This window comes from Ensifer sp. ENS10 (genome assembly GCF_014852025.1).
In the GTDB taxonomy this organism is placed as follows: Bacteria; Pseudomonadota; Alphaproteobacteria; order Rhizobiales; family Rhizobiaceae; genus Ensifer.
Map to the genome: position 1 here is coordinate 50,660 of NZ_JACVAS010000011.1, position 26,100 is coordinate 76,759.

The window sequence follows — 26,100 nt, forward strand, 5'->3', positions numbered from 1 at the left end:
TTTTCGGAAGATTCGGACGGACTAACGCCGTGTGTGCGGTCGATTTTCAGACAGAGGCGGGCGTCCGCAGGCCTCCTCTTCTCTCAGCAAACCATCGCACTTGAGTGATCGTGCACTTCTCCGCCAAATAGCGGAGCGAGAGTAGGTTCGGAGAGCAGAAACCCTTGAACATGTGTTGCTCCCGCGGCCTGCGCGGCTTCAAACTGCGCATAGGTTTCGACGCCTTCAATGACCACGACCGGGGCGACGCAGGATGCGAGACCGACCATGTGCGAGAGAAAGCGCTCCGCGTCGTCACGACCCAGGCGCAAGAAGAATCCGTCGATCTTCACGATGTCGACGGGCAGCGACAAAAGCGCCTCAGGTGTCGAGAACCCAGTGCCAAAGTCGTCGACGGCAATCCTGTAACCAAGCGCCTGCACACTTTGCAGAAACCGGCCGGCTATCGGAAGTCCCGATACGGGCAGACTTTCCGTCAACTCGAGCACAAGCCGCGATGCAAATCTCGCATTTGCAGACAGCAGGTCGAAGAGAAGCGCTCTGTTGCGTTCGTCGGAAATACTTTCGACTGAAATGTTGCACCCGAGGACACCGGATGGCTGGCACGCGAGCCAGTCAAAAGCGAGGGCGAGCATATGCCTGTCAAGCGCGGCAACACGACCTGCCGCCTCCAGATAGCCTATGAACTCGCTGGCTGCCATGATCTCGCCATCGGGTTTGACGAGCCTTCCCAGGCATTCCGAGTAAAGGACGCGGCCGACGTCGGCGACTGAGTTGATGTGTTGAAGAGAAAAGCCGACACGTCCCTGTTTCATTGCGTGGTCGAAGGCTTCCGCAACACGATCAAACATTCGAATTCCGCCTTGTTTGGCAACCGGCCCGACAACAATCACCGGAGCCGGCTGCCTGTCTTTGTTTTACTGGACGCTTTCTACTTCCGGATCCGTTTCTACTTCCGGATCCGTCTCATCCACCGTCGATGGCGGCAGCGTCTCGCGGATTTCGTCGATCTTGCCGACCGCAGGGCCAACGCCGAGTATCTCCTTGGCTTCATCGACCATGTCGTCAGTCACCACACCGTCCTTGGTGAAGCTGGCAAGCGCATCACGCAGCGCTTCGTCACTCAGCGCCGGGTCCGTGGGGATGGCATCCTCACCGTTTTCAGCCTCAAACTCGGCATAGGCGATCGCATAGGCCCGAACCCCGGCCATCTTGGGATCGTTCGAATTGAGGTAAGCGTGGTAATTCCGGTTGAGCGAACCAAAGCCCGGCGCGTTCCCCGGCGTTACCGGTTCAACAACCGGATCCAACTCCACCGGCGCCGATTTGACGACCTTCTCGGCCTTCGCCGGCTTGGACGCTTTTTCCTTGCCGCTTGATGTGTGGGTCTTCTTATGCGATTTCTCGCCGGACTTGTTTCCCTTCGTCTCCTTGCTTCCGCGCGCATTATCGGACTTGCCGTGGCCGGAACTGCCACCACGATCACTGCCGTGGCCGCCACCATGGTCACCACCGTTTCCGCCACCATGGTCGCCGCCGTTGCCGCCCTTGGCATAGGCGAAACCGTTCAGCCCCAAATTGCCGCCAGCCACCGGCGCGATTGCCAGTGTCAGTGTCATGATGCTTCGCGCGATCAGTCTCGTCATGGCCATGATAATCTCCTTATTCCAACTTGCTGTTCACTGTCCTTTCGCGGACTCAGGCGAACGATCATTGATGCACGGACGATATCTGCGCCCCGGACACGGCGCCATTGACCCCAGACCATTGCCTTCGCGCTTGGGACTTAGGTCCGGGCCCAAAGCATCAAAGGTCCGATCAAGCTCGCGTCGATCGTCCTGCCATTGACCGCGTTTCGAGAGTGGTTAGGTTGAGCTGGGCTTGCTACAATCGTCGCGCCGCACGAGCCGGCGGCCCGATCCGAGAGACCTGGTGCGCTTCAATCAACTTATCACCCGCTGGAATTCTCAATCGCTCGCCAGGCAGTTTCTGCTGATTGGGGGAGCAGTCTCCGCATGCGCCATGGTGTTGATCGGAGCCTTTGTTTCGAACCGGATCGAAGATGCGGTCACCCGGAACTCGGCCGCGACGACTGCACTCTATGTCGATAGTGTGATTGCGCCGCTGCTGCCCGACATGCAGAGGAACGAAGTCCTAGACGGGACCGTGGCACGCGCGCTGGATGAGACCCTCGGCCAAGGCGCACTGGGTGACCGGCTTCTCTCTTTCCGCCTTTGGCGCGCGGACGGCACGCTCCTCTATTCGAGTGATCGGGCCGCTGTCGGCACGAAGGTTGAGCTCAGCGGTGAATTGCAAACCGCATTTTCCGGCAAGATGGCCGCGCGCTTCGATCGGGAAAGGAACATAGCGACTGATAAAGGTTCAAGGGTACCGGCGCTTGTGATCTACAATCCCGTACTGCAGCCCTGGTCCGGGCAGGTGGTTGCCGTGTCGGAATTCCACGAGGTCGCCAATGAGTTTCAGCAAAGTCTCAATGAGGCGCGCATGCATACTTGGTTGGCGGTCGCGGCCTTCACACTTGCCTTCTTTGTCGTGCTGTCGGCAATCGTGCTTCGCGGTAGCAAGACGATCGAGAGCCAGCGCCATGCCCTCAAGCAACGGGTCGAGGAACTCTCGGAATCGCTCGCGCAGAACGAAAAGTTGCGGGGTCGCCTCCAACGCGCTTCGCAGCGCGCCACCGCGTTGAACGAAAGTTATCTGAGACGTATCGGAGCGGACCTGCATGATGGCCCGGCCCAACTCGTCGCCTACGCCTCGCTCAGGTTGGATAGTGAAGCCTTGAAGCGCAGCAAAACGCCGGCCGGCACGCGCGACCGCGAAATTGGTGCGATAAAGGCGAGCTTGGACGAAGCGATGCAGGAGATTCGCACGATCTGCGGCGGCCTGGTCCTTCCGCAGATAGAAACGGCGGGTCTGACCGAAATCCTGCAGCGGTGCGTAAAGGCGCATCAGCAGCGGACTGGTTCACCCGTCGAGCTGCACTTGACGAAGCCTCCCGAACGCCTCTCGCAGGCGGCGAAAATATGCATCTACCGGTTCGTGCAAGAGACCCTCAACAACGGCTTTCACCACGCCGGCGGTGTCGGACAGCGGGTTACGCAGCGGACGGATGGCGACCGTGTCACGATCGAGGTTACCGATAGTGGACCCGGTTTTGACCCGGACACAGTTCTGCCCACAAGTCTTGGTCTTGCCGGCTTGCGAGAACGGATCGAAAGTCTCGGAGGAACGTTCGAGCTCGTTGTGGCAGCGACCGGTACAACCGTTCGCATGACGACCAGCGTCAAGGAGATATGACAATCATGGTGTTTCCCATTCGCGTTGCTATCGTGGACGATCACCCCTTATTTCGGGAAGGTGTGACGCGGAGCCTGTCGGAGATCGAGGGCTTTGAAATTGTCGCCGAGGGCAGCTCGAAGGACGATGCCACCCAGATCGCGGAGCGCCTTGGACCGGATATCATGCTCATGGATATCTCCATGCCCGGTGGTGGTTTGGAGGCCATACCGGCGATCCTGAAAATCGCCCCATCACAGAAGATTATCATGCTCACCGTTTCCGAAGACGGCGACGACGTGACAACTGCGCTGGATCGAGGTGCCACCGGCTATGTGCTGAAGGGCGTCGGTGCAAGAGCGCTTGCCGAGGTCATTCGCACCGTGGCTTCGGGAGAGCGCTATGTGGCGCCGACCTTGTCTGCCAAGCTTCTGTCCAGCCGGACACCAGCGGCAGGCGGCAAGTCCGGCCTGATCGCCGGTCTAACGCCTCGTGAAAGGGAAGTTCTGGAATTGGTGGCAGCAGGTATGAGCAACAAGCATGTCGCAATCCAACTGGACCTGCAGGAAAAGACCGTAAAGCATCATATGACGCAGATCATGACAAAGCTGGGTGTCGGCAACCGCACTGAAGCGGCCATGGTACTACGCGACGCGCGCGAAGTCTGATCCACGTCGAACAAGGATGGCGCAACCGGCTTCGTGCGCCTACCCTCACCTAATGCAAGAATGAATCTATCCGTTTTCTGTCGTTTGCCGTCGCGCGGCGGTTGATGATGGTGCGTCCGCGGGCATCCTTCATGATGTAGCGGCCATTCGCGATCTCTTCGGTAATGCCGCCTTCGTGGCGAACGCCGACATCCTGTCCATTGGCCTTTGCGTTCCCACGATTGGAGTTCTTGGAACGCTCGCTGTTGGAATTGGAGCGGTCACTGCCATTTGAACTCCCACCACCATTCCCGCCGCCGTTGCCGCCACCGTTCCCGCCATTTCCGCCCCCGCCTCCATTACCATTGCCACTGTTGGCGAAGGCGACCGTCTTGACGATCGTAAGCCCAGCGCTCGACGTTTCGAGGCTGTAGGGTAAGGAGATGGCGAGGGTGCAGACTGCCGGCAAGAATGCTGTCAGGATCATCCGACGCGTGATCATAATGTCTCCAAGGTCATTTCGTGCGCAAGCGCACTCAGCGCGGCGGGTAACCAACCGACTTTGCCCTTGACCGAGACGCACAGTCAACTCGCTCCAGCAAAGATCCTGGCTGCACAGGACCTTTCCCTTACCCCGGCTGGACCTTCGTCCCATCCAAGCCAGACTATGGTCGGAAGACCGGGCGGGGGTCCGCTGGTGCGATCCGGCGGATCAGCCAGGCAAACGCGCTTGAGCCGGTCTCTGACTGGAGGGTTGCCGGGTTTAGCCTGATGCCGCCGTCTGGTTAAAAAGACGGCTCCCGGAGGAGCCGATGAGGTAAGCGAAGGGGCCAAATGTCAGGATCACCGATCTATGAAGGCTCCTGGTTGACCCCATTTGAAGGGCATGCTGTTCGGGCGGGGCTAGATATTCGTCGATTGCCGCGCCGGCGTATGGTACTTCTCCAAAAGGTAGAGTGGTGCCAAAGGTTCCGCCATGGGACTTCAGTCTCACTCCTCGCGGCAAAGGTCTTAGTTCCGTTGTCGCGCGTTCCGTTCACCCTAGTCTTCCTGTTCAGCCCATGGCACTTCGGCCCGTACCGCCATGGGAGGGTAGCGGCTTCGGAGCGGTCCTATCGTCCCCGCCCGACGGCTCTGGTGCCGCTGCCCGATCCTTCCGGAGGGTCGTCAGAAGTACTTTCGAAACCTCTCATCGCGGCGTGAGATAGGTGTCCGGGAATTCTCGTTCTGAAACGGCAAAACTCTCGCCTGGTAGGAATCCCAGAGGACAAAAGCCTATCGGGCAGCTCCCCTTCCGTTGAGGCTCAGGCGGTCATCGCGAAAAAAAGAGCCTCTACCCGCTAAGGAAGAGGCTCAGTCGGTGCTTGCGATTGGCCTCTGCAGCGGGGACTGCATCGAGGGTGGCAATCGCAATGAGAAAAGGGTGACTGAGGCCCCGCCCAAAGACAACTTCCCTAAAGGGACTAGCCCTGATTAGCCGAAGATATAACCGGGGGCCTGCACAACAAAATGTCGGGCAGCGGTTTAAGAGCGTGGCAGCCGCACACCTTACAATCTATTCCTCATGAGCGATTTCAAAGGCAGCGTCCTGCGCAAGAACCAACGTCTCAATCGGAACAGTGGCGTTGCAACAGTCGACCAAAAGGCCTGTCGTCGTATACCAAGACGGGCGGACGCCCGGTTGAGGATTAGATTGCTTGTCGGCCTCGCTGCTGGGGTCCTGTCCCACATAAGACCTAAGTCCTATTTGCGCCGGCAAAGGTCCTACTCTGCTTGTGACGCAATTCAATCCCAGAATATCCTAACTACAACCATGGCGTCATCCACCGCCACGGCCGCAAAAGTGGTTCCAGAGTCGCTTGTGACGCCTTTCCGGGCGACTCTGGATCACAGCGCCAACTTGCTCGCAGGTTCATTAATAATAATTAAGAATCCGAACCTGCCGCATCTCATCTCTGCTTTTCTCTGGGACATTTATGCCAGACGGCTCGGCCGTTCAGCCGCAACGCTATCGATGCCCTTACGCTGATCCGGCTTCGCGAAGCGGCACAACTTCCGATATATTAGATAGTCCTTAAGGATGACTTGAAGGGCCCATACGAGAGGCGTAGCGTCCCAGTCTAAACCAGGTGCCTCAACGTAGAGCACCTGACAAGGCGTGATGAGAACACGCATAGGGGGGGATTTCCCAGAACAAATCTGCTTTTCCTAAGTGGATAGAGGCCATAACGCTCGAGGGCCCCTATCCCTTTTCTTTGGCCAATTCATTTTCGTGGAGGATAACCTCGATGGCGCTGGACATCCAGACTCAAGACATCATCATCGACGAGAGTACTCTACTTCAGGACGACGATATTAACCCGTCGGATCCGCCTCACGATACCAACCCCACCCTGTTGTATCTCCTAACTCTCGACGATACGGGCGGGCTGACCTCACCAGAGGTCGCTTACCAAGCCAATTTCGTGCAGGCCTCGGCGAGCGCAGGGGAAACCATCTCCGGGATCGTTCTTGCGCAGGATGCCTCCGGCACACCCTTTTCCAAAACCGTCGGCGTGAACAGCGGCATCCAAACGGTCGATGGCAACTATGTCTGGCTGTTCCAGGACCCAACGAATCCCAACGTCGTGATCGGCGTCATCGGAACCTCCGACCCGGACGTCCCGCCCGCTGCTGACGGGTCGCTCGCCTTTGCGTTTGGGCTGGACCCCACAAGCGCCACTAAAGCGGACCTTTACCTGGTTCAGTACGTGCCGCTGCTCCATCCGGATGAGACCGACCCGGACGACCGGATCGATCTGACTGATCACGTGTTCGCCTCGGTCGCGGGGACCTCGGTGGTCAGTTTTACCGGTGAGAATGCCCATCCCGGCAGCAATGAATTCAACCTGCTCAGTTCACCCAGTGACGCATCCAAGCAGTTGCTGGTGACGGGGCTCGTGCGGTCCTCCCAGGCCGACCCGAACAGCGCGCTGGTCAACAGCGAGTGCAACGTGAGTCAGCAGGGTTTTGGCGTCGATAACCAGAGCATCCAACCGGACACGGACGGGCAAAATCAACCACTCGGACGCGAAGTGCTGCAGATTGATTTTGTGACCGGCGGCACCCCCGATGCAGGTGATGGCGCGGACATCGCGTACGGCAGCCATCTCGAAAACATCACGCAGGCTGGCTTCATAATCAACCAGCTCACGCCGTCTCAATCGGCTGGGCGGGCGGACATCGCGATCCGCGCCTTCAACGTTCAGGGCAACGAGCAAGGCTCGGACTTCTTCAACGGCAGCCCGACCACCGCCGTGGACATCACCAGCATCAAGCTGACCGGTGCATCGGGGTTTGCTTCCACCATCACCGCGGACGGAACCTATGCCACCGCGAGCGGCAACGTCACCATCACCGGGCTCAGCGGGACCGGGAATGCTGTCACCATCACCGGGCTGGATAACACCACAACCGTCGATATCACTACCAGCGGCTTTATGGATCGACTGCATGTCGAGTCGGTCGATTCGAATGAAGGGATCGACATCACCGAGGTCCATTTCTCAGCGACGAACACCAACGCCCACACCGAAGAGGTCGGCTCGTTCATCAACTTTGATGACTCTGGACCGACGCTGTTGATCACGGCCGCACCGGTGGTTGGCGCCGCCGAGGTTGTCGAGGCAAGCGGAGTTGCCGGGCAGAATCAGGTAACGATCACGCCCCCGACCTTTGATTCCAGCGCGGTTGACGGCAAGACGACCAATGTGAGCTACGCACTCGCCCTGGCGGGCGGAGCCGCGACCGGGCTCACGACGACGGACGGCAACCATGCGATCACGCTGGTGGCCGACTCGGCCAGCCAGATCTCGGGCAAATACGACAGCGACGGTAACGCCTCGCTCGATGCGACGGCGTTCACGGTGACGCTGTCTGGCACGACGGTGACGCTGACCTCGTTGGTTGCCCTTGAGCACTCGAACGCGCCGCAAGGTGCTGGCGAGGACAACACCCTCGATCTCAACGGCCTGATCAACGTCGTTGCGACGGTGACGGTGACGGACGGCGACGAAGACGTCGTGTCGCAGCAAAGCACGAGTGCCGGGCTGTCGCTGACCTTCAACGACACCGATCCGACGCTGTTGATCACGGCCGCACCGGTGGTTGGCGCCGCCGTGGTGGGTGAGGCGAGCGGGGCTAGCGGGCAGAATCAGGTAACGATCACGCCCCCGACCTTCGATTCCAGCGCGGTTGACGGCAAGACGACGAATGTGAGCTACGCACTCGCCCTGGCGGGCGGAGCGGCGACCGGGCTCACGACGACGGACGGCAACCATGCGATCACGCTGGTGGCCGACTCGGCCAGCCAGATCTCGGGCAAATACGACAGCGACGGTAACGCCTCGCTCGATGCGACGGCGTTCACGGTGACGCTGTCTGGCACGACGGTGACGCTGACCTCGTTGGTTGCCCTTGAGCACTCGAACGCGCCGCAAGGTGCTGGCGAGGACAACACCCTCGATCTCAACGGCCTGATCAACGTCGTTGCGACGGTGACGGTGACGGACGGCGACGAAGACGTCGTGTCGCAGCAAAGCACGATTGCCGGGCTGTCGCTGACCTTCAACGACACCGATCCGACGATCACGGCAGCGTTCGACGCTGATCCCGGCACTCCTGGCATCCAAACCCCGGAGCACCTTGCCAACACCGCGGCAGCAACGGCCAGCGGAACCTTTGGCTACGACATGACCGACAGGCACACGGCCGCGGAGTATGTGGCGGGTATCAGTGACTTTGTCGATGCCAACGGTGCTTTGGCAGGCACCCAGATCGGGCTCACCGGTACGGTCGAGAACGTGCAGAACCCGAACATCACCCAAGCGGTCGCAACCCTCACGGCTGAGACCGAAACATCTGCCACGTTCAACTTCTCGTTCCACTACGACAAGGATCCGATCACCGCTGGCGTGCAGGACGCAACGGCGGGCGGCACTCTTGTCTTCGACAAGGTGGCCGACACCTACACCTTCACCTTGGCGGACGTGATCGACGGGTTCAGCTTCGACGTGCTGCACACCAGTGAGTTGGTGGCCAAGGCCCCCACCGGCAACACCGGCCATCCGCTGATCGTGGCGGAGCAGCTCACGCCCAACGGCGATCCGGATCCGTTCTTTGTACAGTTCACCGCGAACACGATCACCCAGAAGATCGGGTTCGGGTTCAACTCAACCGGCGATGGAGCGCCGACTGGGCCGCCGACCGATGTCGCATTCACGCAGGGTGCCCATGACATGGTCACCAACGTCAACGAAGACTGGGTTAGTGCAACCCAAGCGACAAACGGGGTCGCCGGCGACACGATCCAGAAGGGTGAACTTCTGACCTTGCGGTTCTTCCAAGAGAACATTCTGGGGGATGTAAACCCGGGCGCCCCCGATGGTGGCACTGAGCGGCTGGATCCAACCACGAAAGCTGGCGGCATTGTCATCAAGTTCGATGGCATCGGCAACAGTGAAGACCTGATCGTGATCCTCGACCTGAAGGATGCCAACGGGAACGAGGTGACGAGGGCGGTCAACGTGCAGAACGCGGACCTGATCAAAGGGAACGCAAATGTCCCAGCCCCGTACAACACCGAGTTCACGCTCGATAACAACGATGCCCTGCTCATCATCGAACAGAACGACTACACGGTCGCTGGCGAGACCTACCAGATACAGGGCGTCCAGATCATGCAGAGCGCCAATGGGTTGACGGGCAACGCCATCAACCTGAACGGGGCGACCGGGGCCAATGGCGGCAGCAATGCCACTAGCAGCCTGACGGCTTTCGACCCGACCGATAACGATGTGCTGAAGATCGTGGACATCGGGTTTGTCCAAAACACGTCGGGGACGATCCCGGCCGACCTCGACTTCGCCTTCCAGGTCGCGGACGCGGACGCCGACCAGACAGCGACGCAGCACATACTTGTTGACGTCAGCTGACACTTCTCCACGGGGGCAGCCAAGCCTGCCCCCGTGGTTTGCCGGGGCGTCGTCCCGCTAAGCGTTCGTCTTGTTCCGCGTCCTAGAGTTATAGAAGATGAAAACCAGCCAACAACGCCCCGCCCTGCAGGTTGTGATGACAGAAGCCAGACGCGCCATCCGGCCGCTAATCTGGTTCAGTGCCGGCATCAACGTGCTGATGCTGACCGGCGCGATCTATATGCTCCAGGTCTACCATCGCGTGTTGTCCAGCCACAGCCTGGAAACGTTGGGGATGCTGTCGCTGATGGCGGTGGGCGCGCTCGCCACAATGGCGGGGCTGGAAATCGTGCGCGGGCGTCTGCTCGCAACAGTCGGATCCTGGATGAATGCGCGGTTGGCGCCGGTGCTCCTGACAGCAGCGGTGGAATATGCCGCTTCAGCGCCCGGTCAGGTCAATGCCCGCCCATTGCGCGACCTGGATCAAGTCCGGAATTTCTTCACAAGCCCGAGCATCTTCCCGATCCTTGACGCACCTTGGGCACCGCTGTTTTTCGGGGCCATATTCCTCATGCACCCTTGGCTCGGTTGGCTGGCGCTGGGTGGCGGGATCGTCCTGTTCTCGTTGGCATTGCTCAACGAATACCTCACACGCAAGCCGTTGACCGAGGCCCAAAGCGCCCAATCGCGCGCATACGTGCAGGCCGAGGCGGCTATCCGCAATGCAGAGGTCGTGCAGGCGATGGGCATGCTGAAGCCACTGCTGGAGGGATGGAAGGCGCAGCAGGACGAGGCAAACCATGGACAGGTTCTCGCCGCCAACCGTGGCGGCTTCATCGCGGCCATCGCGCGGTGTCACCGACTGGCCTTGCAAATGGCCATACTGGGCCTCGGGGCCTATCTCGTACTTCGCAACGAGGCTTCGCCCGGCATCATGATCTCCGCCTCGATCCTCATGGGTCGCGCATTGTCCCCGGTCGAGCAAGCGATCGGCACCTGGAAGGCGACTGTTGGAGCGCGGGCCGCCTACCGTCGTCTTGCCGCAGTCGCCGGCAAACACCTGGAGGCCACACCGGTTCTGCCACTACCGCGGCCGAAGGGTAGGTTTGAGGCCGACAATCTTGTGCTTGCCCGGCCGGGCGGCGAACATATCCTGAAAGGGATCAACTTCCAGCTCAAACCGGGCGAGGTCATGGCGCTGATTGGCCCAAGCGCGGCCGGCAAGACGAGTCTGGCGCGGATACTGGCCGGTGCCTGGCGCCCATCCGGAGGACGCGCGTTGCTTGACGGCATGGATGTCGCCCAATGGGCGGCAGAGGACCGTGGCCGCTATGTCGGTTACTTGCCGCAGGACATCGAGCTCTTCGCCGGCACTGTCTCCGAGAACATCTGCCGCTTCGCGAAGCTCGACACGCCGGTCTTCAACAACGTCGTCAAGGCCGCGCAACTGGCAGGAGTTCACGAACTGATCAAGGGACTGCCGAAGGGTTACGCTACCGAGATCGGCGAGTCGGGCGCGACACTGTCGGGCGGGCAGCGTCAACGCATCGGGTTAGCGAGGGCACTCTACGGCGATCCGGCACTCCTTATCCTGGACGAACCAAATTCCAATCTCGACCGCGAAGGTGAGGACGCGTTGATCGCAGCCATCAGCGCGATCAAGGCCGCAGGCACGACGATTATTCTGATCGCGCACCGACCGAGCATCATGCAGAAAGTTGACAAGATACTGGTCCTCAACCGAGGCCAACAAGATCTCTTCGGTCCGCGTGACCATGTCTTCAACGAACTTGCCAAGCGCAACGGCGCGGTAACCCGGATCACAGCCATAGCCGCGAACCAAGGCGTCGGCGCTGGTCCGGCCAGTCGATTCACAGTCCGAAATTCGTCACCTATTTCAGAAATTGTTGCCGGAAGCATTTCAGGAGGAGATGCAGACGCGGCACAAGCACCCGAATGGAAAAAGATATGACCGTTGTGCCGCTACCCGCGCCACCGTCCCCGATGCCGAAGCCGATACCCTTGCGTATCGCGGGCGTGACGTGGGCCGGATTTGCCATCATGTTCCTGTTCTTCGGCATGGCCGGAGGTTGGGCGGCACTGGCGCCGTTGGACAGCGCCGCAGTGGCACCGGGCGTTGTCAAGGTCGCCGGCGACCGCAAGCTCATCCAGCACCTTGAGGGCGGCATCATCGCGGAGTTGAGCGCCGCCAACGGTGACATCGTCAAGGCTGGCAAGGTTCTGATCCGGCTCGACGACACGCAAGCCAAAGCACAACTGGACCTGGTTCAGAACCGGATCACAACGCGCGAGGCGCTGGCCGCGCGGCTCAGGGCGGAGCGTGACGACAAGGCCGAGATCGACTTTGATCCGGCGCTGCTCGCAAACCGTGCGACCGCTGCCAAGGACGCGGTGGCCACGCAGCGCGACGTGTTCGCGGCAAAGCGCCACAACTTGAACGACGAGCGGACCATTCTCGGACAACGCCGCCACCAGGCCGAGGAGGAGATAACCGGACTGGAGAGACTCGTTGCGACCGAGGACAAGCAGATCGAGGCTCTCGAAGGGGAGACCAAGGATCTTGAAACTCTGCTCAAGAAAGCACTCACCACCCGCGCACGGAACCTGCTGCTCAGACAACAACAGCGCGAGATCGAGGGGGAGCGCGCTACCAATATCGCGGCGATCGCTCGTGCCAGAAGCGCCATGGCCGAAATTGACGCGCAGATTTTGAACCTTAACACCGTGCGGCTGAAAGATGCTGTCGAGGAATTGAGCAAGGTCGAGGCGGATTTGTTCGACCTCAAACAGCAGGAGCGTTCCGCCAACGACGTGCTTGCCCGCACCGACATCGTCGCACCGGTTGACGGTATCATCATGGACCTGAAGGTCCACACGGACGGCGGTGTCGTGAAGCCCGGCGAAACGTTAATGACCATGGTGCCTCTCGGACAGCAACTCGTGGTCGAGGCTATGGTCAGGCCGGAGGATGTCGAGACGATCGCCCCCGGACAGGCGGCGCGTGTCAGCTTTCCAGCCTTCGCACGCTACAACCTGCCGCCACTCGACGGCGTCGTGGAGATCGTATCGGCTGACCGCATGGTAGAGGAACGCAGCGGGGTGCCATACTTCACCGCAACCGTGTTGATTGACAGACACGAACTCGCCAAGCTCGAGGGTCGCAAACTGTTGCCCGGCATGTCGAGCGAGGCAATGATCCGGACGGGTGTCCGTACCGTGCTTGCCTACCTTGCAGAACCAATCACGCAGAACTTCCGCCGGGCGCTACGGGAAAAATAGGGAGCCAGCCCGGTTGCGGTAGAAGAGCGACGAACGGGTTCGTTTGGCTTTGGGCGAGCAAGAAGGGACGTGATGAGCCTCTGGTCGTTTCAACCGAGCGGATGATGCGCGGATAGATTTGCTCCTCAAATGCAATGCGACGCCCGACATCACGGTCCACCATCTGCCAAGAAAGCCCACGCCACGCGCGTCGTTGCCCGATAGTCGTTCCGACCTCAATTCTCCCGCATAGCCCTACGAAACGTTCGTGTTCGACCGACCGAGCTCAGAGGTCTGTCCCTTATTCCGATGGGGAGCCCAACGGGTGCACTTGATTGGCGCAGTGGCAGATTTTCGGGGGGGCATTTCTTTGAGATCTTATCAGACCTAGGTCTGGTACGCTCTGGCAAAGGTCCTAGCGGCGTTGCTCATTCCGAATCCGCTCGCCATGCTGTTTAAGCGCCAAAGAGCCAAGGACTGCCCTCCGTCATTGGCGCTAGTGATCCCAGAGCGCTCGCCCCAGTCCCATTCGACTAAGCGCTCTGGGATCCCCCCACTCCTCGTTCCGGCACAAACGCGTTTGGTCATTGGAGGGCCGAGACGCGGCTGTCGAGCGAGTGACCTCGGCAACATCACTCTTGACGCTACTGATCTCACTGGTCGGATTGAGGATTTCCATCTCGCGGTCCTGCCGCGCTCAATTGCCGCTACAGAGCCTGCACGGTCATATTCATGTTGCTACCCCTCGGATTGTGGAGGACACTGGCCTTCAGGCGTTACCTGAAGGCGGAAACGATGGATTTTGAGAAGATCGGACGGGCACGCCTGATGATGCGGTTGCCGAGGCATCGGCAACAGCTTGCGGAGCTAAGGTTCCTTTCCCTGAGTACCCTGTTAGAGGCTTATGGCATCGCGGTGATCACCCGGGATGAACTCCGAGAACACGCGATCTCAGGCGAACCTCTGACCGCCCGATACGAGAACGACTGTCAGGCGATCGAAGACAAAGTCGTGAGTTTGCTTACCAATGTTAGTCCTCGCTTTGTCAATTGATTGCTCGCCTCTTGGCTCCTGAAGGGATCGAACGGTCGCAATTTCTGGGTGCCGGCTAAAAGCCACTGCCCCAAGGTCCGTGATGGCTGTCGGCGCCATCGATGCGGTCGAAGCCGTGGGCGCCGAAGAAGTCGCGCTGCGCCTGGATGACGTTGGCCGTGCCGCGACCGCGGCGGTAGCTGTCGAAATAGCCGAGCGCTGAGGCAAGTGCCGGCACCGGCAGGCCGCCGAGAGCCGCTGCCGAGACGACGCGACGCAGGGCTGCGTCGGTTTCCTTGACCATGGCGGCAAAGGCCGGGGTGACGATCAGATTGGCGGCATCCGGCGCCTTGGTAAACGCGGTGGTGATCTCGTCGAGGAACTGCGAGCGGATGATGCAGCCGGCACGCCAGATCTTGGCGATCGTCGGCATCGGCAGGTTCCAGTTGAACTCCTTCGATGCGGCCGACATCACGGCGAAGCCTTGCGCGTAGGCGCCGATCTTGGCGGCCAGCAGCGCGCTTTCGAGATCCTTGATGAAGGCGCCCCTGTCGGCCACCTTGAACTCGCCGACCTCAGGCAGCCCGAGGATCTTTTCGGCCGCCTCGCGCTCGTCCTTCATCGAGGAGATGCTGCGTGCGGCCACCGCCGCCTCGATGCCGGTTGCCGGCACGCCCATGTTCTGCGCCTCGATCACCGACCACTTGCCGGTGCCCTTCTGGCCGGCCTTGTCGAGGATCAAATCGACGATCGGTTTGCCGGTCAAAGGATCAGCGGCCTTCAGCACCTTCTCGGTGATCTCGATCAGGTAGGAGTTGAGGCGACCCTTGTTCCAGGTGCCGAAGACGTCGCCGATTTCGGTCGCCGACATCTTCAGGCCGTCACGCAGGATGCCGTAGATTTCGGCAATCATCTGCATGTCGGCATATTCGATGCCGTTGTGGATGGTCTTGACGAAATGGCCGGCACCGTTTTCGCCGAGCCAGGCAACGCAAGGGTCGTTGTCGTATTTCGCGGCGATCGAGGTCAAAACGCTCTCGACGCGCTTCCAGGATTCTTCCTTGCCGCCGACCATGATCGACGGGCCGTGGCGCGCGCCTTCCTCACCGCCGGAAACGCCCATGCCGATGAAGGTGAGGCCACTGTCCTTCAGCGCCTCGAAGCGGCGCATGGTGTCGCGGAAGTTGGCGTTGCCGGCATCGATCATGATGTCGCCCTTGGAAAGGTAGGGCTCGAGGATCTTCATCTGCTGATCGACCGGCTCGCCGGCCTTGATCATGATGATGATCGGGCGCGGCGGACGGATGGCGGCGACGAACGCTTCAATGGTGTCGCAGGGCACGATCTGGCCCTTCAGTTCACCGGCTTCCGCGTAGAATTTGTGCGTCGCCTCGACGGTGCGGTTGAACACCGCGATCTTGTTGCCCTTTTCAGCGATGTTGAGCGCCAGGTTCGAGCCCATGACGCCGAGACCGATTAGGCCGATTTCCGCCTGTGACACGTGATTGCTCCTCAGGAGATTGAACGCGAGCTGACGTTTTCGCGCGCTCGACGTGGAGGCTCCATCGATCGGGGGACCGGTCGACCGATGAAGCAATGGCGACTAGAAGGCGAGTTGCACCTTCATCGAACGACTGCGGTCGCCAGCAGTCTCGAAGGCGCGCACCGCGTCTTCCAGGGGGAAGATCCCGGTCAACAGTGGGGTTAGGTCCACCCGGCCGGCGTTGATGAGATCGACGGCCAGCCCGAACTCCTCGTGGAACCGGAACGTGCCGCGCATCTCGATCTCCTTTGCCACCACGAGGTTTTGCGGGATGGCGACGTCGCCGCCAAGCCCGAGCTGGACGAGCACCGATCGGGGTTTGAGGACGTCGAGACCGGAGCGCACCGCCTGCGCATTGCCCGAGGCCTCGAACTGAACGTCAAAGGTACCCTTGTTGGCGCCGTAGGCGGCAAGCTGATTGGGATTGCTGGCAACGTTGATCACTCGGTCCGCGCCGATCGATAGCGCCTTGTCGAGCACACCGTCCATGACGTCGGTCGCGACGATCTCACGCGCGCCGTGCGCTCGGGCGGCGATGATCGCCAGCGCTCCGATCGGCCCGCAGCCGGTGACCAGGACCCGCTTGCCGAGTAGCGAGCCTGCACGCGCCACGGCGTGAAGCGTCACGGCAAAGGGCTCGGCCATTGCCGCTTCGTTGCTCGAGACACCGTTAGAAATCTTGTAGCACTGCCACGCCTCGGCAACCAGCCGCTGCCGGAACGCCCCCTGGATGTGCGGCATCGGCATGGCGCTGCCGTAGAAGCGCATGTTCAGGCAATGGTTCTGCTGACCGCGCTGGCAATAGTCGCAGGACCCGCAGGGGCGGCTCGGTGACACCGCCACCCGGTCGCCGACGGCCAACGTCGAGACACCGTCGCCGAGCGCCTTGACGGTGCCGGCGACCTCGTGGCCGAGGATCATCGGTTCGCGCAGCCGCACCGTGCCGAAGCCGCCATGGTTGTAGTAGTGGAGATCCGACCCGCAGATGCCGCCGGCCTCGATCTGAACCTCGACCTGGCCCTTTCCAGGCGCCTGCGTCTCCCGATCCTCGATCCGCAAATCCTTGGCGGCGTGAATGACAACGGCTTTCATTTCAGGACCTCAAGCGACAGGGGTGGGCAGTGGCTCGCCGGCAAAATGCGCGGCGAGATTGTCGCGTACCAGCTTGCCCATCGCCTTGCGGGTCTCGATTGTGCCGGAGGCGTGGTGGGGCTGCAGTAGGACATTGTCGAGCTTCAGGAAGCGGGGATTGAGCATCGGTTCACCCTCAAAGACATCGAGAGCCGCCGAGCCCAGCGCACCGCTCTCGAGCGCATCAAGCAGCGCATCCTCATCGATGTTGGAGGCCCGCGAGATGTTGATCAGCATGCCCTCGGGGCCGAGCGCCTCGATCACCTGCCTCGAGACGATGTGGCGGGTCGCGGCAGAGGCCGCGAGCGTCACGAACAGGACATCGGATCGGGCGGCAAGAGCAACCGGATCGGCGACGAAGGTCATGCCATCCGCATAGGGTTTTTCGGAGACGTCGCTATAGGCGATGTCCATATCGAAGCCCTTGAGGCGCTTGGCCACCTCAAAGCCTATACGGCCAAGGCCGAGCACACCGGCGCGCTGCCCCCAGACCCGCCGCTTCAGCGGATAGAGACCCTTGGCTGCCCAGCTGCCGTCCTTCACCCAGCTTTCCGCGCCGATCATGCCCCGCGACTGGCAAAGCATCATGGCGACGCCGAGATCGGCAACGTCGTTGGTCAGCACGTCAGGGGTGTTGGTGACGTGGATCCCGCGCTCCCGGCAGGCCGCGAGATCAACGGCATCATAGCCGACACCATAGACGGAGACGATTTCGACCTGCGGCAGCTTGCCGATCAAATCCGCCGATGCACCGAGTTCGCCTCGGGTGGCGATCGCCTGGATCTTCGGCCCATGCGTTGCAAGGAAGGCGTCCCGATCCTCGGCCTCGTAGATCTTGTGGACCGCGTAGCGCGCTTCGAGTTCCACCAGGTCCCAATCCGGATAGGGACCCATCAGCAGGATGTCCGGTTTCGTCATCAGTTTCCTCCCGTGGTTTGTTCACTGGCCGCGCGATCGGCGCGGATCGCCAGCGTGTTCATCGCCAACGCAACGATGCGCTCCAGCGACTGATCGATTTCGATGGTAACGACGTCCGCCTCCCCCGAGGGCAGTTCGAGGGTGGCAAGCTGGCTATCGAGCAGCGACAGCGGCATGTAATGGCCCTTTCGCTCTCCGAGCCGCGCCGCGAGCAGTGCCCGGGTGCCCTGCAGAAAGACGAAGGTGATCGGCTGCCAGGCGACTTCCCTCAGCCGTTCGCGATAGGCTCGCTTCAACGCCGAGCACGACACGACGGTTGCGGCCGGACTGGCCAGCCGGCCGCCGATCTCGTCGAGCCAGGGCCAGCGGTCAGCATCGGTCAGCGGGGTGCCGCTGCGCATCTTCTCGACATTGGCGGCCGAATGCAGGCTGTCGCCCTCAATGAAGCGCGCGCCGAGATAGCTGGCGAGCCGTTCGCCGACCGCGGACTTGCCGCAGCCGGATACGCCCATGACGACGACCGGACCAAGGCCGCGACGGAGTTCAGAGACTGGTCGTGATGCCGCCATCGACATAGAGCGTGTGTCCGTTGACAAAGGAGGAGGCGTTGCTCGCCAGGAAGATCGCTGCACCCACCAGTTCTTCGACATCGCCCCAGCGGGCCGCCGGCGTGCGCTTTTCCAGCCAGGAAGAAAACTCGGCGCTGTCGACCAGCGCCTGGTTCAAGGGCGTCTTGAAGTAGCCGGGCGCGATAGCATTCACCTGCAATCCATACTTTGCCCAGTCGGTGCACATGCCGCGCGTCAGGTTCCTGACTGCACCCTTGGTCGCCGTGTAGGGCGCGATCGATGGGCGCGCGAGTTCGCTCTGTACCGAAGCGATGTTGATGATCTTGCCGGCGCCGCGACCGATCATGTGTCGTGCGACCGCCTGGCCGACATAGAAGACGCTGGAGACATTCGTCTTCAGCAATTGCTCCCAGCGCTCGGCGGGAAAGTCTTCAAGCGGCGCGCGAAACTGCATGCCGGCATTGTTGACGAGGATGTCGATGGCGCCGATATCCTGCTCGATCTGATCGACGCCGCGCTTTACCGCGTCCGCGTCCGTGACGTCGAAATCCGCGACATCGACAGTGTAGCCGGCATCCTTCAATGCGGCAGCGGCCGCCTCCAGCTTTGAACGGTCGCGACCGTTGAGGACAAGTGCTGCGCCGTGTTCGGCAAGACCACGCGCCAACGCCAAGCCTATCCCTTGCGACGAGCCCGTCACCAAGGCGCGCCGCCCTTTGAGGTCAAAAAGTGGAAATGACAAACCTACTCTCCTTTACCGCCGGGCGCTCGCACGAGACGTCCCGGCCCTTGGTCAGCCTTCAACCACGAGCCCTTTTGCCTTCAGCACCGGCTCGAGCTTGCTGACTTCGATGACCGATTTTCCTGCCTTGTATGCGGCAATGTACTCGGCTTCGGCATCCTCGCGCGCCTGAGACAGCTTCGCGACCTCAAATGCTTCTTCCCGCTGCACCACCACCAGGCCATCAGCGTCGCCGACGATGATGTCGCCGGGATGGACAACCTCTCCACCGATGATGATCGGGTCGTTGGTCGAGGTCAGGGTTTCCTTGACCGTGCCCTTGATGCAGACGCTGAGCGAAAACACCGGGAAACCGAGTTCGCGCAGTTGCAGCGTGTCGCGCACGCCGCTGTCGGTCACAAGACCGCCAATTCCCTTGGCGAGGCAGGCGTTGGCTAGCACGTCGCCAAACGATCCGGCCTCTTCGTATTCGCCCGCCGAAACGACGATGATGTCGCCTGGCTGAGCGTAGTTGATTGCAAGCTGCAGCATGATGTTGTCGCGCGGTGCGCAACGGACCGTGAAGGCCGGACCGCAGAGCTTCATGCGGTAGTCGACGGGCTTGATGCGGGAGGACAATGCCCCCCGGCGTCCCTGCGCCTCATGGATCGTTGCCGGCGAGAATTTGGCCACCGCTTCCACTTCGGCGGCACTCGGACGAACGGGCATTTTCTTGATATGCGTCATGATTTTTCCCATGGGTGGTCGCGGCGGGCGCGACGCCCGCCGTTTGCGTTGTTCAAGACATTTGGAAAAACGGGGGTCGCTTACGCGCGACCCGGCCCCATCAGGGGATCGGGTCGAATTTCAGTTCGGAGAGCGGTGCAACCTTGTCGGTGCGAGCCATCTTGTATTCGGTGTTCGGGCCGAGCCACTTGTCCCAAATCTGGTTGATCTCGCCGCTATCATCGAGCTTGTGCAGCACTTCGTTGATCTTGGCCGTCAGTGCCGGTTGATCCTTTGCCATGCCGACGCCGATCGGCTGGAACAGCATGGGCTCAGGGATCATACGCATTTCCTTGCCGCGGGTCTTCGATTCGTTGACCAGCTTGGTGGTCGTCATCGTGTTGGCGACCATGCCGCGGGCCTTGCCCTGCTGCACGGCGAGATAAGCCGACGCCGTGTCCTGGAAGGTGAGCGGCTCGGACTTGTTGAGCTTGATCGACATTTCGGAGGTCGAACCCTTGGTGGAGGCAAGGCGCTGGCCGGCATAATCGGTCTTTGCCTTGCCTGCATCGTCCGCCGGCACGATCAGCATTTCCTTGGCGAGGTAATAGGGATCGCTGAACTGGATCTGTTCGGCACGGCTCTGCGTATAGGCAAGATTGGCGACGGTGATATCGACCCGGCCGAGTTTCACCTCCGGTACGCGTGCTTCAACGGAAACCGGTTTGACCTCGGCCTTCACGCCGAGTTCACGGGCGATTGCGCCGCAGAGATCGACGTCGAAGCCGACCATTTCACGCGTCTTTGCGTCCGGAGCGGCGAAGGGCGGCACGTCTGCGAAAGTCGCGCACCGCAGTGTCTTGTTGGCGAGGATGTCTTCGAGTTGATCGGCCTTCGCCGGACCTGCGAGCGCTGCCGCCGCGGCGGTCATTCCAAGAAATAGATGGCTGCACTTCATTGCTGTTCTCCTTCGTTGTTGGTCTTGCTTGTTCTAGTGGCGCAGGTCGGCGAGAAACCGCTGCGCACGCGGATGCCTGGGGTTCTTGAAGAATTCCTCAGGCGTCGCGGTCTCGATGATCTGGCCTGCGTCGATGAACCAGATGCGGTCAGCGACATCGCGGGCGAAGCCCATTTCGTGCGTGACGCACATCATGGTCATGCCTTCGGCGGCGAGCGACTTCATGACGTTCAGCACTTCTCCGACCATTTCCGGGTCGAGCGCGCTGGTCGGCTCATCGAACAGCATCACGGGTGGCTCCATTGCGAGCGCGCGAGCTATCGCCACGCGCTGCTGCTGCCCGCCGGACAATTGGCCCGGATAGGAGTTTGCCTTTTCGCGAAGGCCGACACGGTCGAGCAGCTTTAACGCCTTCTCGTGTGCCTCTGCCGGGGCCACGCCCTTCACCCGGATCGGGGACATTGCGACATTGTCGACCGCGGAGAGGTGCGGGAAAAGATTGAAGCTCTGGAAGACGAAGCCGATGCGGCTGCGCAGGCGGTTGAGGTCTCGCCCGCTCATCTGTGCATGAACGTCCTGCCCTTCGAAGAAGATCGAACCACTGTTGATCTCCTCGAGCCGGTTCACCGTGCGGATCAAGGTCGACTTCCCCGAGCCGGAGGGACCGCAGATGACGACCACTTCGCCCCGCGCGACTGTCGCGTCGATGCCTTTCAAGACGTCATAGTCGCCATAGCTCTTGCGGACATCGGCGAGCCGGATTGCCTGATCCTTTGCAATAGTGGAGGTTGACGCGGTCATGGCTGCTCCGTGGCGTTCGGTGTCAGGGAAATCGGCAACTGCCCACGGCGTTTCGGGGCGATAAGGCCAGCGCGACGGCGTGTAATGCGCCGCTCGACGACATTGGTGAGCCAGGTGAGCGACCAGCAGATCACGTAGTAGGTCAGCGCCAGGATGAGGAAGACCTGGAAGGGTTGCGTGAGGAGCTGGTTGTTGACCTGGCTGGCAGCGAAGGTGAGATCCGGCACGTTGATGACGTAGCCGAGCGTCGTGTCCTTGATGGTTGCGACGAAGGTCGACAGCATGCTCGGGATCATGTTGTAGAGCGCCTGCGGCAGGATGACGTAGCGCATCGCGCTGAAATAGCTGTGACCGAGCGCACGAGCTGCATCCATCTGGCCCTGCCCCAAGGCAACGATGCCTGCCCGGATGATCTCGCTCAGGAACGCGCCCTGGTAGACAACCAGGGTCGTCAGCATGGTGAGGAAGCTCGGCACATCGGCGCCCGTGAGCAGCGGCACGAGGAAGTAGCTCCAGAGCACGAGCATCAGGAGCGGCACGCCGCGCGTCACGTAGACGAGTACGGTCACCGGCCAGCGCAGGACCCGGTATTTAGAGAGCCTGGCGAAAGCGAGAAGGATCGCGAACGGAAAGGCAATCGCGATGCTAAGCGCCGAAAGGATCAGCGTATTGGCAAGGCCGCCGAGCGGTCCGTTCGGGTACTGCCCGATAAGGAGCAGCAACCAGTATTGGTCGACGATGGCGATCAGGTCATGGATCATCGTCTCGCTCCATTCGCCGGATCAGCTCGCCAGGTGAGGTAGGCACCAGCGGCCATGATTATCAGGGTGAAGAAGAGATAGAGGACCGTACCGACCAGGTAGATTTCGAAGGTTCGGAAGGAGAGGTTCTCGATCTCCTTGACGGCATGGGTGAGCTCCGGCGCGCCGATCACGATGGCAAGGCTGCTGTTCTTGAAGAGCGAAACGCTGTGATTGACAAGCGCCGGCAAGGCATTGCGAACACCCTGCGGGATCAGCACGAAGCGCATCGCAGAGAGATAGCCATGACCCAGGGCACGTGCCGCCTCCATCTGGCCGGGATTGACGGAGCGCAGGCCGGAGCGCAGATCCTCGCTGAAGTAAGCCGCCTGGCAGAGGCCAAGGCCGACGACGGCGAAGATCATTTCGGCCGAATGCGCAGAGAGCCAGTCAGCCAGCCCGGAGGGCAGGATGGTGTAGATGCCGAAGTACCAGAGCATGAGCTGCACGAGCGTCGGCACATTTCGGTGATAGGAGACGTAAGCTGCGACCACCGCATTGCCGATGCGGCCGGGAGAAAAACGGACGGCGAGCAGGATGACCGCAAGTGTCATCGCCAGGGTCCACGAGCACACGGCGATGATGAAGGTCATCTCGATGCCATGCAGCAGCATGGCCACGTATTCCGGGTTCCCGAGGATCGCGGCGAGTTCGAAGCCCTTCACGACCGTGGTTCCTTCCGCTGCGGTTTGGCCGTCTGCAGTCCACCCATCACCTGAAGCGTCGGGGTGATTTCCATGTGCCCGATGTTGACAGCGACGGGTGCGGCGATCGCAAAGGCGATCGCATCGGCGATGTCGCTCGCCTGCGGCAGTTCGAAACCGTCGATGAAGCGCTCGCGGATGGAAGGATCGTTGCCGTGAACATGGTTGAAGATGTCGGTTGCGACCCGACCCGGGCAGATCTCGGTTACGCGCACGCGCTTGCCGAAGGTGTCGATGCGCAGCTGGTTGGACAGCATGCTGACGCCGGCCTTGGTTGCGTGATAGGTGGAGTTGCCATTGAAGTTGTAGTTGCCGGCAATCGAAGAAATGTTGATGACATGGCCGCGGTCGCGTTCAGCCATGCCAGGCACGATCAGCCGGCAGAGATGGAGGACGGCGCGCAGGTTGACATCGACGAGGAGATCGATGTCGCCATCCTCTGCTTCGAGAAATTTCTTCGGCCGGTCGACGCCGGCATTGTTCACCAGAATGTCGAACTCAACTTCACCGGCAAGCTTCGCCAGTGCGGCACGGTCGGTTACGTCGATTGCGTGAGAAATGCAGCCGGTGCGCTCGGCAAGTGCCTTCAGCGCATCGGCGCTACGGGCAACCGCATGCACTTCGAGGCCCTCGCGGCGGAGCCGCTCGACGACCGCAGCACCGATCCCGGAGGATGCGCCCGTCACGAGTGCGGTTCTGTAATCGGAAAAGGACATTTTGGTTCCCCTGTTGTTGAAAGAGAGAGTAGCGAAGCTTTCCGGCTCTGAATAAGACCGTTTGAATCTGGATGGATAAGGATGGCTTATGGACTTGCGGCGAGCCCGTTGCTCTGTAACATCTGGGGCGAACAGGCAGGCAGGGCATATGGATATCAGGCGTCTCAAATCCTTCATCGTCATCGTCGACACCGGTAGCATCACGCGGGCAGCCGACGTTCTCCACATCGCCCAACCGGCCCTCAGCCAGCAGCTTGCCGCGCTGGAAGACCATTTCCGCCAGAAGCTTCTGATCCGCAGCCAGCAGGGGGTCTCGATGACCGAGGCCGGCAAGGCCGTTTACCGTCACGCCCAAATCATCCTGCGGCAAATGGACCAGGCACAGGCGGACGTAAAGGCAGCCGGCGATACGCTTGTCGGGCGCGTCTCGGTTGGTCTCGTGCCCTTTTCGAGTGCGGCCACGCTCTCCGTCGAGCTGTTGACAGAAACGCGTAAGCGCCATCCCGGCATCTTACTGCATCTGACCGAAAGTGTGGGTCAGACCTACAGCCAGATGATCATGAATGGCCGGCTGGAAATGGCACTGATCCATGGTACCGGACCCATCAAGGGTGTTCGGTTCGAGCCTGTGTTCGTGGAAGAATTTCACCTTGTGGCGCACCGCGATTTCGGCATCGAACCGGGTGACGCGCCGCTGCCGTTGAGTGCTCTCAACGACGTTCCGCTGCTCCTGCCGCCGCCCTACAATTTCGTGCGCCGGGCGATCGACCTTGCCTTCACGCGCGCCCGCTTCTCGCTGAATGTCGTGGCCGAGGTCGAGATCGTCCGCACACTCGCGCGCGCCGTCAGCGGCGGGGTCGGGGCGACCATCATGCCACGCGCCATAGCTGAACGGATCATTGCAGAGTCGCCAGAACCTCTCGTCTCGCGCATGGTCACGCCGAAGATCGAAGAGACCCTTTCGCTCTGTGTTTCCGATCAGAGCGAACTGTCGGAGCCGGCACTGGCGGTGAGATCTATCCTCATGGAGCTCACCGCCCGCCTCAAGGTTTAACTGCTGAGCGTTTACTTCAAACCGGCGCAGAAATCAGCGATGCGGTCGCAGGCCTCGCTCAGCTGTTCCATGCTGGTGGCATAGGAAATGCGGAGGAACGGGCTCATGCCGTAGGCAGCCCCCTGCACGGTCGTCACGTGTTGTTCGTCGAGCAGCGCCAATACGAAATCCGTGTCGTTCTCGATCCTGCGACCCTTCTTGCTGGTCCGGCCGATGAGCTCGGAAATGTTCGGGAAAACGTAGAATGCACCTTCCGGCTTATGGCAGCGGATCCCTTCGATTGCACTCAGTCGCTCAACCACGAAGTCGCGCCGCTTCCGGTAGATGGCCGCCCGCTCCCTAAGGATGTCCTGCGGACCGTCGAGCACTGCGGCAACAGCGGCCTGCGTGATCGTCGACGTGCCGCCGCTGTTCTGGCCGTTGACGTTGCTGATCGCCTTGATCAGGTCCTTCGGGCCGCCGCAGAAGCCGAGGCGCCAGCCGGTCATCGCATAGGCCTTCGATGCACCGTTGACCGTCAGCACGCGATCCTTAAGGCGCGGTTCGACCTCGGCAATCGTGCAGAATTCGAAGTCGTCGTAGATCAGGTGCTCGTACATGTCGTCGGTCATGATCCAGACATCCGGGTGCCTGAGCATCACCTCGGTAATCGCTTTCATCTCGGCGCGTGAGCAGGCAGCACCGGTCGGGTTGTTTGGGAAGTTCAGAAACAGCCACTTAGTGCGCGGCGTGATCGCGGCTTCGAGGTCTTCGGCCCTGAGTTTGAAGCCGTTCTGTTGCGGGCAATCGACCGGAACCGGTACCGCGCCGGCGAATTTCACGATATCCGCATAGCTGATCCATGAGGGCGAAGGGATGACGACCTCGTCGCCGGGATTGCAGGTGGCAAGGACGGCGTTGAAGATGATCTGCTTGCCGCCGCCGGCCACAACGATCTCGGAGGGATCGTAGTCGAGGTTGTTGTCCCGCTTGAACTTGCGGGCGATGGCCTGCCGAAGTGGCGGCGTTCCGTCGAGTGGTGGATACTTCGTGTCGCCTGCAAGAGCTGCTGCATGGGCCGCCTCGACGGCGTTGGCGGGCGTCGGAAAATCCGGCTCGCCTGAGGAGAGGCTGATAACCTTGATGCCGTTTGCTGCAAGGTCGCGGGCGCGCTGGCTCATGGCGGCAGAAGCGGAAACGGAAACGTTCTTCAAGCGGTCGGCAATAGCGGGCATGATCGTTGCTTTCGATAGGGACGGATAAGGTTTTGCAGT

The 26,100-nt window shown here is 61.0% G+C and carries 22 protein-coding genes; 7 read left to right on the top strand and 15 right to left on the bottom strand.

The window, feature by feature from the left end; genetic code table 11:
* Positions 1-83: 83 nt before the first annotated feature.
* Together IB265_RS29330 and IB265_RS29335 are read right to left on the bottom strand one after the other, a co-directional pair.
* On the bottom strand, positions 84-851 hold the full coding sequence (locus IB265_RS29330) for an EAL domain-containing protein (RefSeq protein ID WP_192495562.1): 768 nt from the start codon (positions 849-851) through the stop codon (positions 84-86).
* A gap of 66 nt (positions 852-917) precedes the next feature.
* The gene (locus IB265_RS29335) at positions 918-1,652 is read right to left on the bottom strand and encodes a hypothetical protein (RefSeq protein ID WP_057248691.1); all 735 of its coding nucleotides are present in this window, start codon (positions 1,650-1,652) and stop codon (positions 918-920) included.
* A 280-nt stretch (positions 1,653-1,932) separates the two neighbouring features.
* Between IB265_RS29335 and IB265_RS29340 the strand changes: the two genes are divergently transcribed.
* Both IB265_RS29340 and IB265_RS29345 read left to right on the top strand, forming a co-directional pair.
* Complete coding sequence (locus IB265_RS29340) at positions 1,933-3,318, top strand: sensor histidine kinase (protein WP_309140512.1); 1,386 nt, start codon at positions 1,933-1,935, stop codon at positions 3,316-3,318.
* A gap of 5 nt (positions 3,319-3,323) precedes the next feature.
* Positions 3,324-3,965, top strand: coding sequence for a response regulator transcription factor (locus IB265_RS29345; RefSeq protein ID WP_057248800.1), 642 nt, complete (start codon positions 3,324-3,326; stop codon positions 3,963-3,965).
* A 49-nt stretch (positions 3,966-4,014) separates the two neighbouring features.
* Here IB265_RS29345 and IB265_RS29350 read toward each other — a convergent pair whose 3' ends face one another.
* Positions 4,015-4,446 (bottom strand): hypothetical protein, encoded by a 432-nt coding sequence (locus tag IB265_RS29350; RefSeq protein WP_192495563.1) that lies wholly within the window; start codon positions 4,444-4,446, stop codon positions 4,015-4,017.
* A 1,786-nt stretch (positions 4,447-6,232) separates the two neighbouring features.
* On the opposite strand from IB265_RS29350, the gene IB265_RS29355 reads away from it, so the two are divergent.
* The 4 genes from IB265_RS29355 to IB265_RS29370 all read left to right on the top strand — a co-directional run bounded on the left by IB265_RS29355 (position 6,233) and on the right by IB265_RS29370 (position 14,227).
* A complete protein-coding gene (locus IB265_RS29355; RefSeq protein ID WP_192495564.1) occupies positions 6,233-9,916 on the top strand; it encodes a DUF5801 repeats-in-toxin domain-containing protein in 3,684 nt (1,227 codons plus the stop codon).
* A 97-nt stretch (positions 9,917-10,013) separates the two neighbouring features.
* The gene (locus tag IB265_RS29360) at positions 10,014-11,867 is read left to right on the top strand and encodes a type I secretion system permease/ATPase (protein ID WP_246806086.1); all 1,854 of its coding nucleotides are present in this window, start codon (positions 10,014-10,016) and stop codon (positions 11,865-11,867) included.
* A complete protein-coding gene (locus IB265_RS29365) occupies positions 11,864-13,195 on the top strand; it encodes an HlyD family type I secretion periplasmic adaptor subunit (protein ID WP_192495565.1) in 1,332 nt (443 codons plus the stop codon). Before IB265_RS29360 ends, IB265_RS29365 begins: the two co-directional genes overlap by 4 nt.
* 774 nt (positions 13,196-13,969) lie before the next feature.
* A complete protein-coding gene (locus IB265_RS29370) occupies positions 13,970-14,227 on the top strand; it encodes a hypothetical protein (RefSeq protein ID WP_058324660.1) in 258 nt (85 codons plus the stop codon).
* 55 nt (positions 14,228-14,282) lie between these two features.
* Here IB265_RS29370 and gndA read toward each other — a convergent pair whose 3' ends face one another.
* The 11 genes from gndA to IB265_RS29425 form a co-directional block, all read right to left on the bottom strand.
* A complete protein-coding gene (gene gndA / locus IB265_RS29375) occupies positions 14,283-15,707 on the bottom strand; it encodes an NADP-dependent phosphogluconate dehydrogenase (RefSeq protein WP_192495566.1) in 1,425 nt (474 codons plus the stop codon).
* Positions 15,708-15,809: 102 nt separating this feature from the next.
* Entirely contained in the window at positions 15,810-16,841 is a 1,032-nt protein-coding gene (locus IB265_RS29380) for an L-idonate 5-dehydrogenase (RefSeq protein WP_192495567.1), read from the bottom strand.
* A 9-nt stretch (positions 16,842-16,850) separates the two neighbouring features.
* Positions 16,851-17,798, bottom strand: coding sequence for a 2-hydroxyacid dehydrogenase (locus IB265_RS29385; RefSeq protein WP_192495568.1), 948 nt, complete (start codon positions 17,796-17,798; stop codon positions 16,851-16,853).
* Entirely contained in the window at positions 17,798-18,373 is a 576-nt protein-coding gene (locus IB265_RS29390; RefSeq protein WP_375293093.1) for a gluconokinase, read from the bottom strand. Before IB265_RS29390 ends, IB265_RS29385 begins: the two co-directional genes overlap by 1 nt.
* Positions 18,342-19,109 carry an SDR family oxidoreductase gene (locus IB265_RS29395; protein WP_113131820.1) on the bottom strand — a complete coding sequence of 256 codons (768 nt, stop codon included), beginning with the start codon at positions 19,107-19,109 and terminating at the stop codon, positions 18,342-18,344. The genes IB265_RS29390 and IB265_RS29395 overlap by 32 nt, the downstream gene beginning before the upstream one ends.
* A gap of 51 nt (positions 19,110-19,160) precedes the next feature.
* Positions 19,161-19,835 (bottom strand): 4-carboxy-4-hydroxy-2-oxoadipate aldolase/oxaloacetate decarboxylase, encoded by a 675-nt coding sequence (locus tag IB265_RS29400; protein ID WP_113131821.1) that lies wholly within the window; start codon positions 19,833-19,835, stop codon positions 19,161-19,163.
* Positions 19,836-19,935: 100 nt separating this feature from the next.
* Complete coding sequence (locus IB265_RS29405; RefSeq protein WP_058322060.1) at positions 19,936-20,772, bottom strand: ABC transporter substrate-binding protein; 837 nt, start codon at positions 20,770-20,772, stop codon at positions 19,936-19,938.
* Positions 20,773-20,805: 33 nt separating this feature from the next.
* Positions 20,806-21,573 (bottom strand): amino acid ABC transporter ATP-binding protein, encoded by a 768-nt coding sequence (locus IB265_RS29410; protein WP_058329530.1) that lies wholly within the window; start codon positions 21,571-21,573, stop codon positions 20,806-20,808.
* Complete coding sequence (locus tag IB265_RS29415; protein ID WP_065376070.1) at positions 21,570-22,334, bottom strand: amino acid ABC transporter permease; 765 nt, start codon at positions 22,332-22,334, stop codon at positions 21,570-21,572. The genes IB265_RS29410 and IB265_RS29415 overlap by 4 nt, the downstream gene beginning before the upstream one ends.
* Positions 22,331-23,038 carry an amino acid ABC transporter permease gene (locus tag IB265_RS29420; protein ID WP_093233868.1) on the bottom strand — a complete coding sequence of 236 codons (708 nt, stop codon included), beginning with the start codon at positions 23,036-23,038 and terminating at the stop codon, positions 22,331-22,333. Before IB265_RS29420 ends, IB265_RS29415 begins: the two co-directional genes overlap by 4 nt.
* The gene (locus IB265_RS29425) at positions 23,035-23,793 is read right to left on the bottom strand and encodes an SDR family oxidoreductase (RefSeq protein ID WP_113131823.1); all 759 of its coding nucleotides are present in this window, start codon (positions 23,791-23,793) and stop codon (positions 23,035-23,037) included. The genes IB265_RS29420 and IB265_RS29425 overlap by 4 nt, the downstream gene beginning before the upstream one ends.
* 148 nt (positions 23,794-23,941) lie before the next feature.
* Between IB265_RS29425 and nac the strand changes: the two genes are divergently transcribed.
* Positions 23,942-24,847 (top strand): nitrogen assimilation transcriptional regulator NAC, encoded by a 906-nt coding sequence (gene nac, locus IB265_RS29430; RefSeq protein WP_093233866.1) that lies wholly within the window; start codon positions 23,942-23,944, stop codon positions 24,845-24,847.
* Between the two features lie 11 nt (positions 24,848-24,858).
* On the opposite strand, the gene IB265_RS29435 is transcribed toward nac, so the two are convergent.
* Positions 24,859-26,061 (bottom strand): pyridoxal phosphate-dependent aminotransferase, encoded by a 1,203-nt coding sequence (locus IB265_RS29435; protein ID WP_113131824.1) that lies wholly within the window; start codon positions 26,059-26,061, stop codon positions 24,859-24,861.
* Between the last annotated feature and the right edge of the window lie 39 nt (positions 26,062-26,100).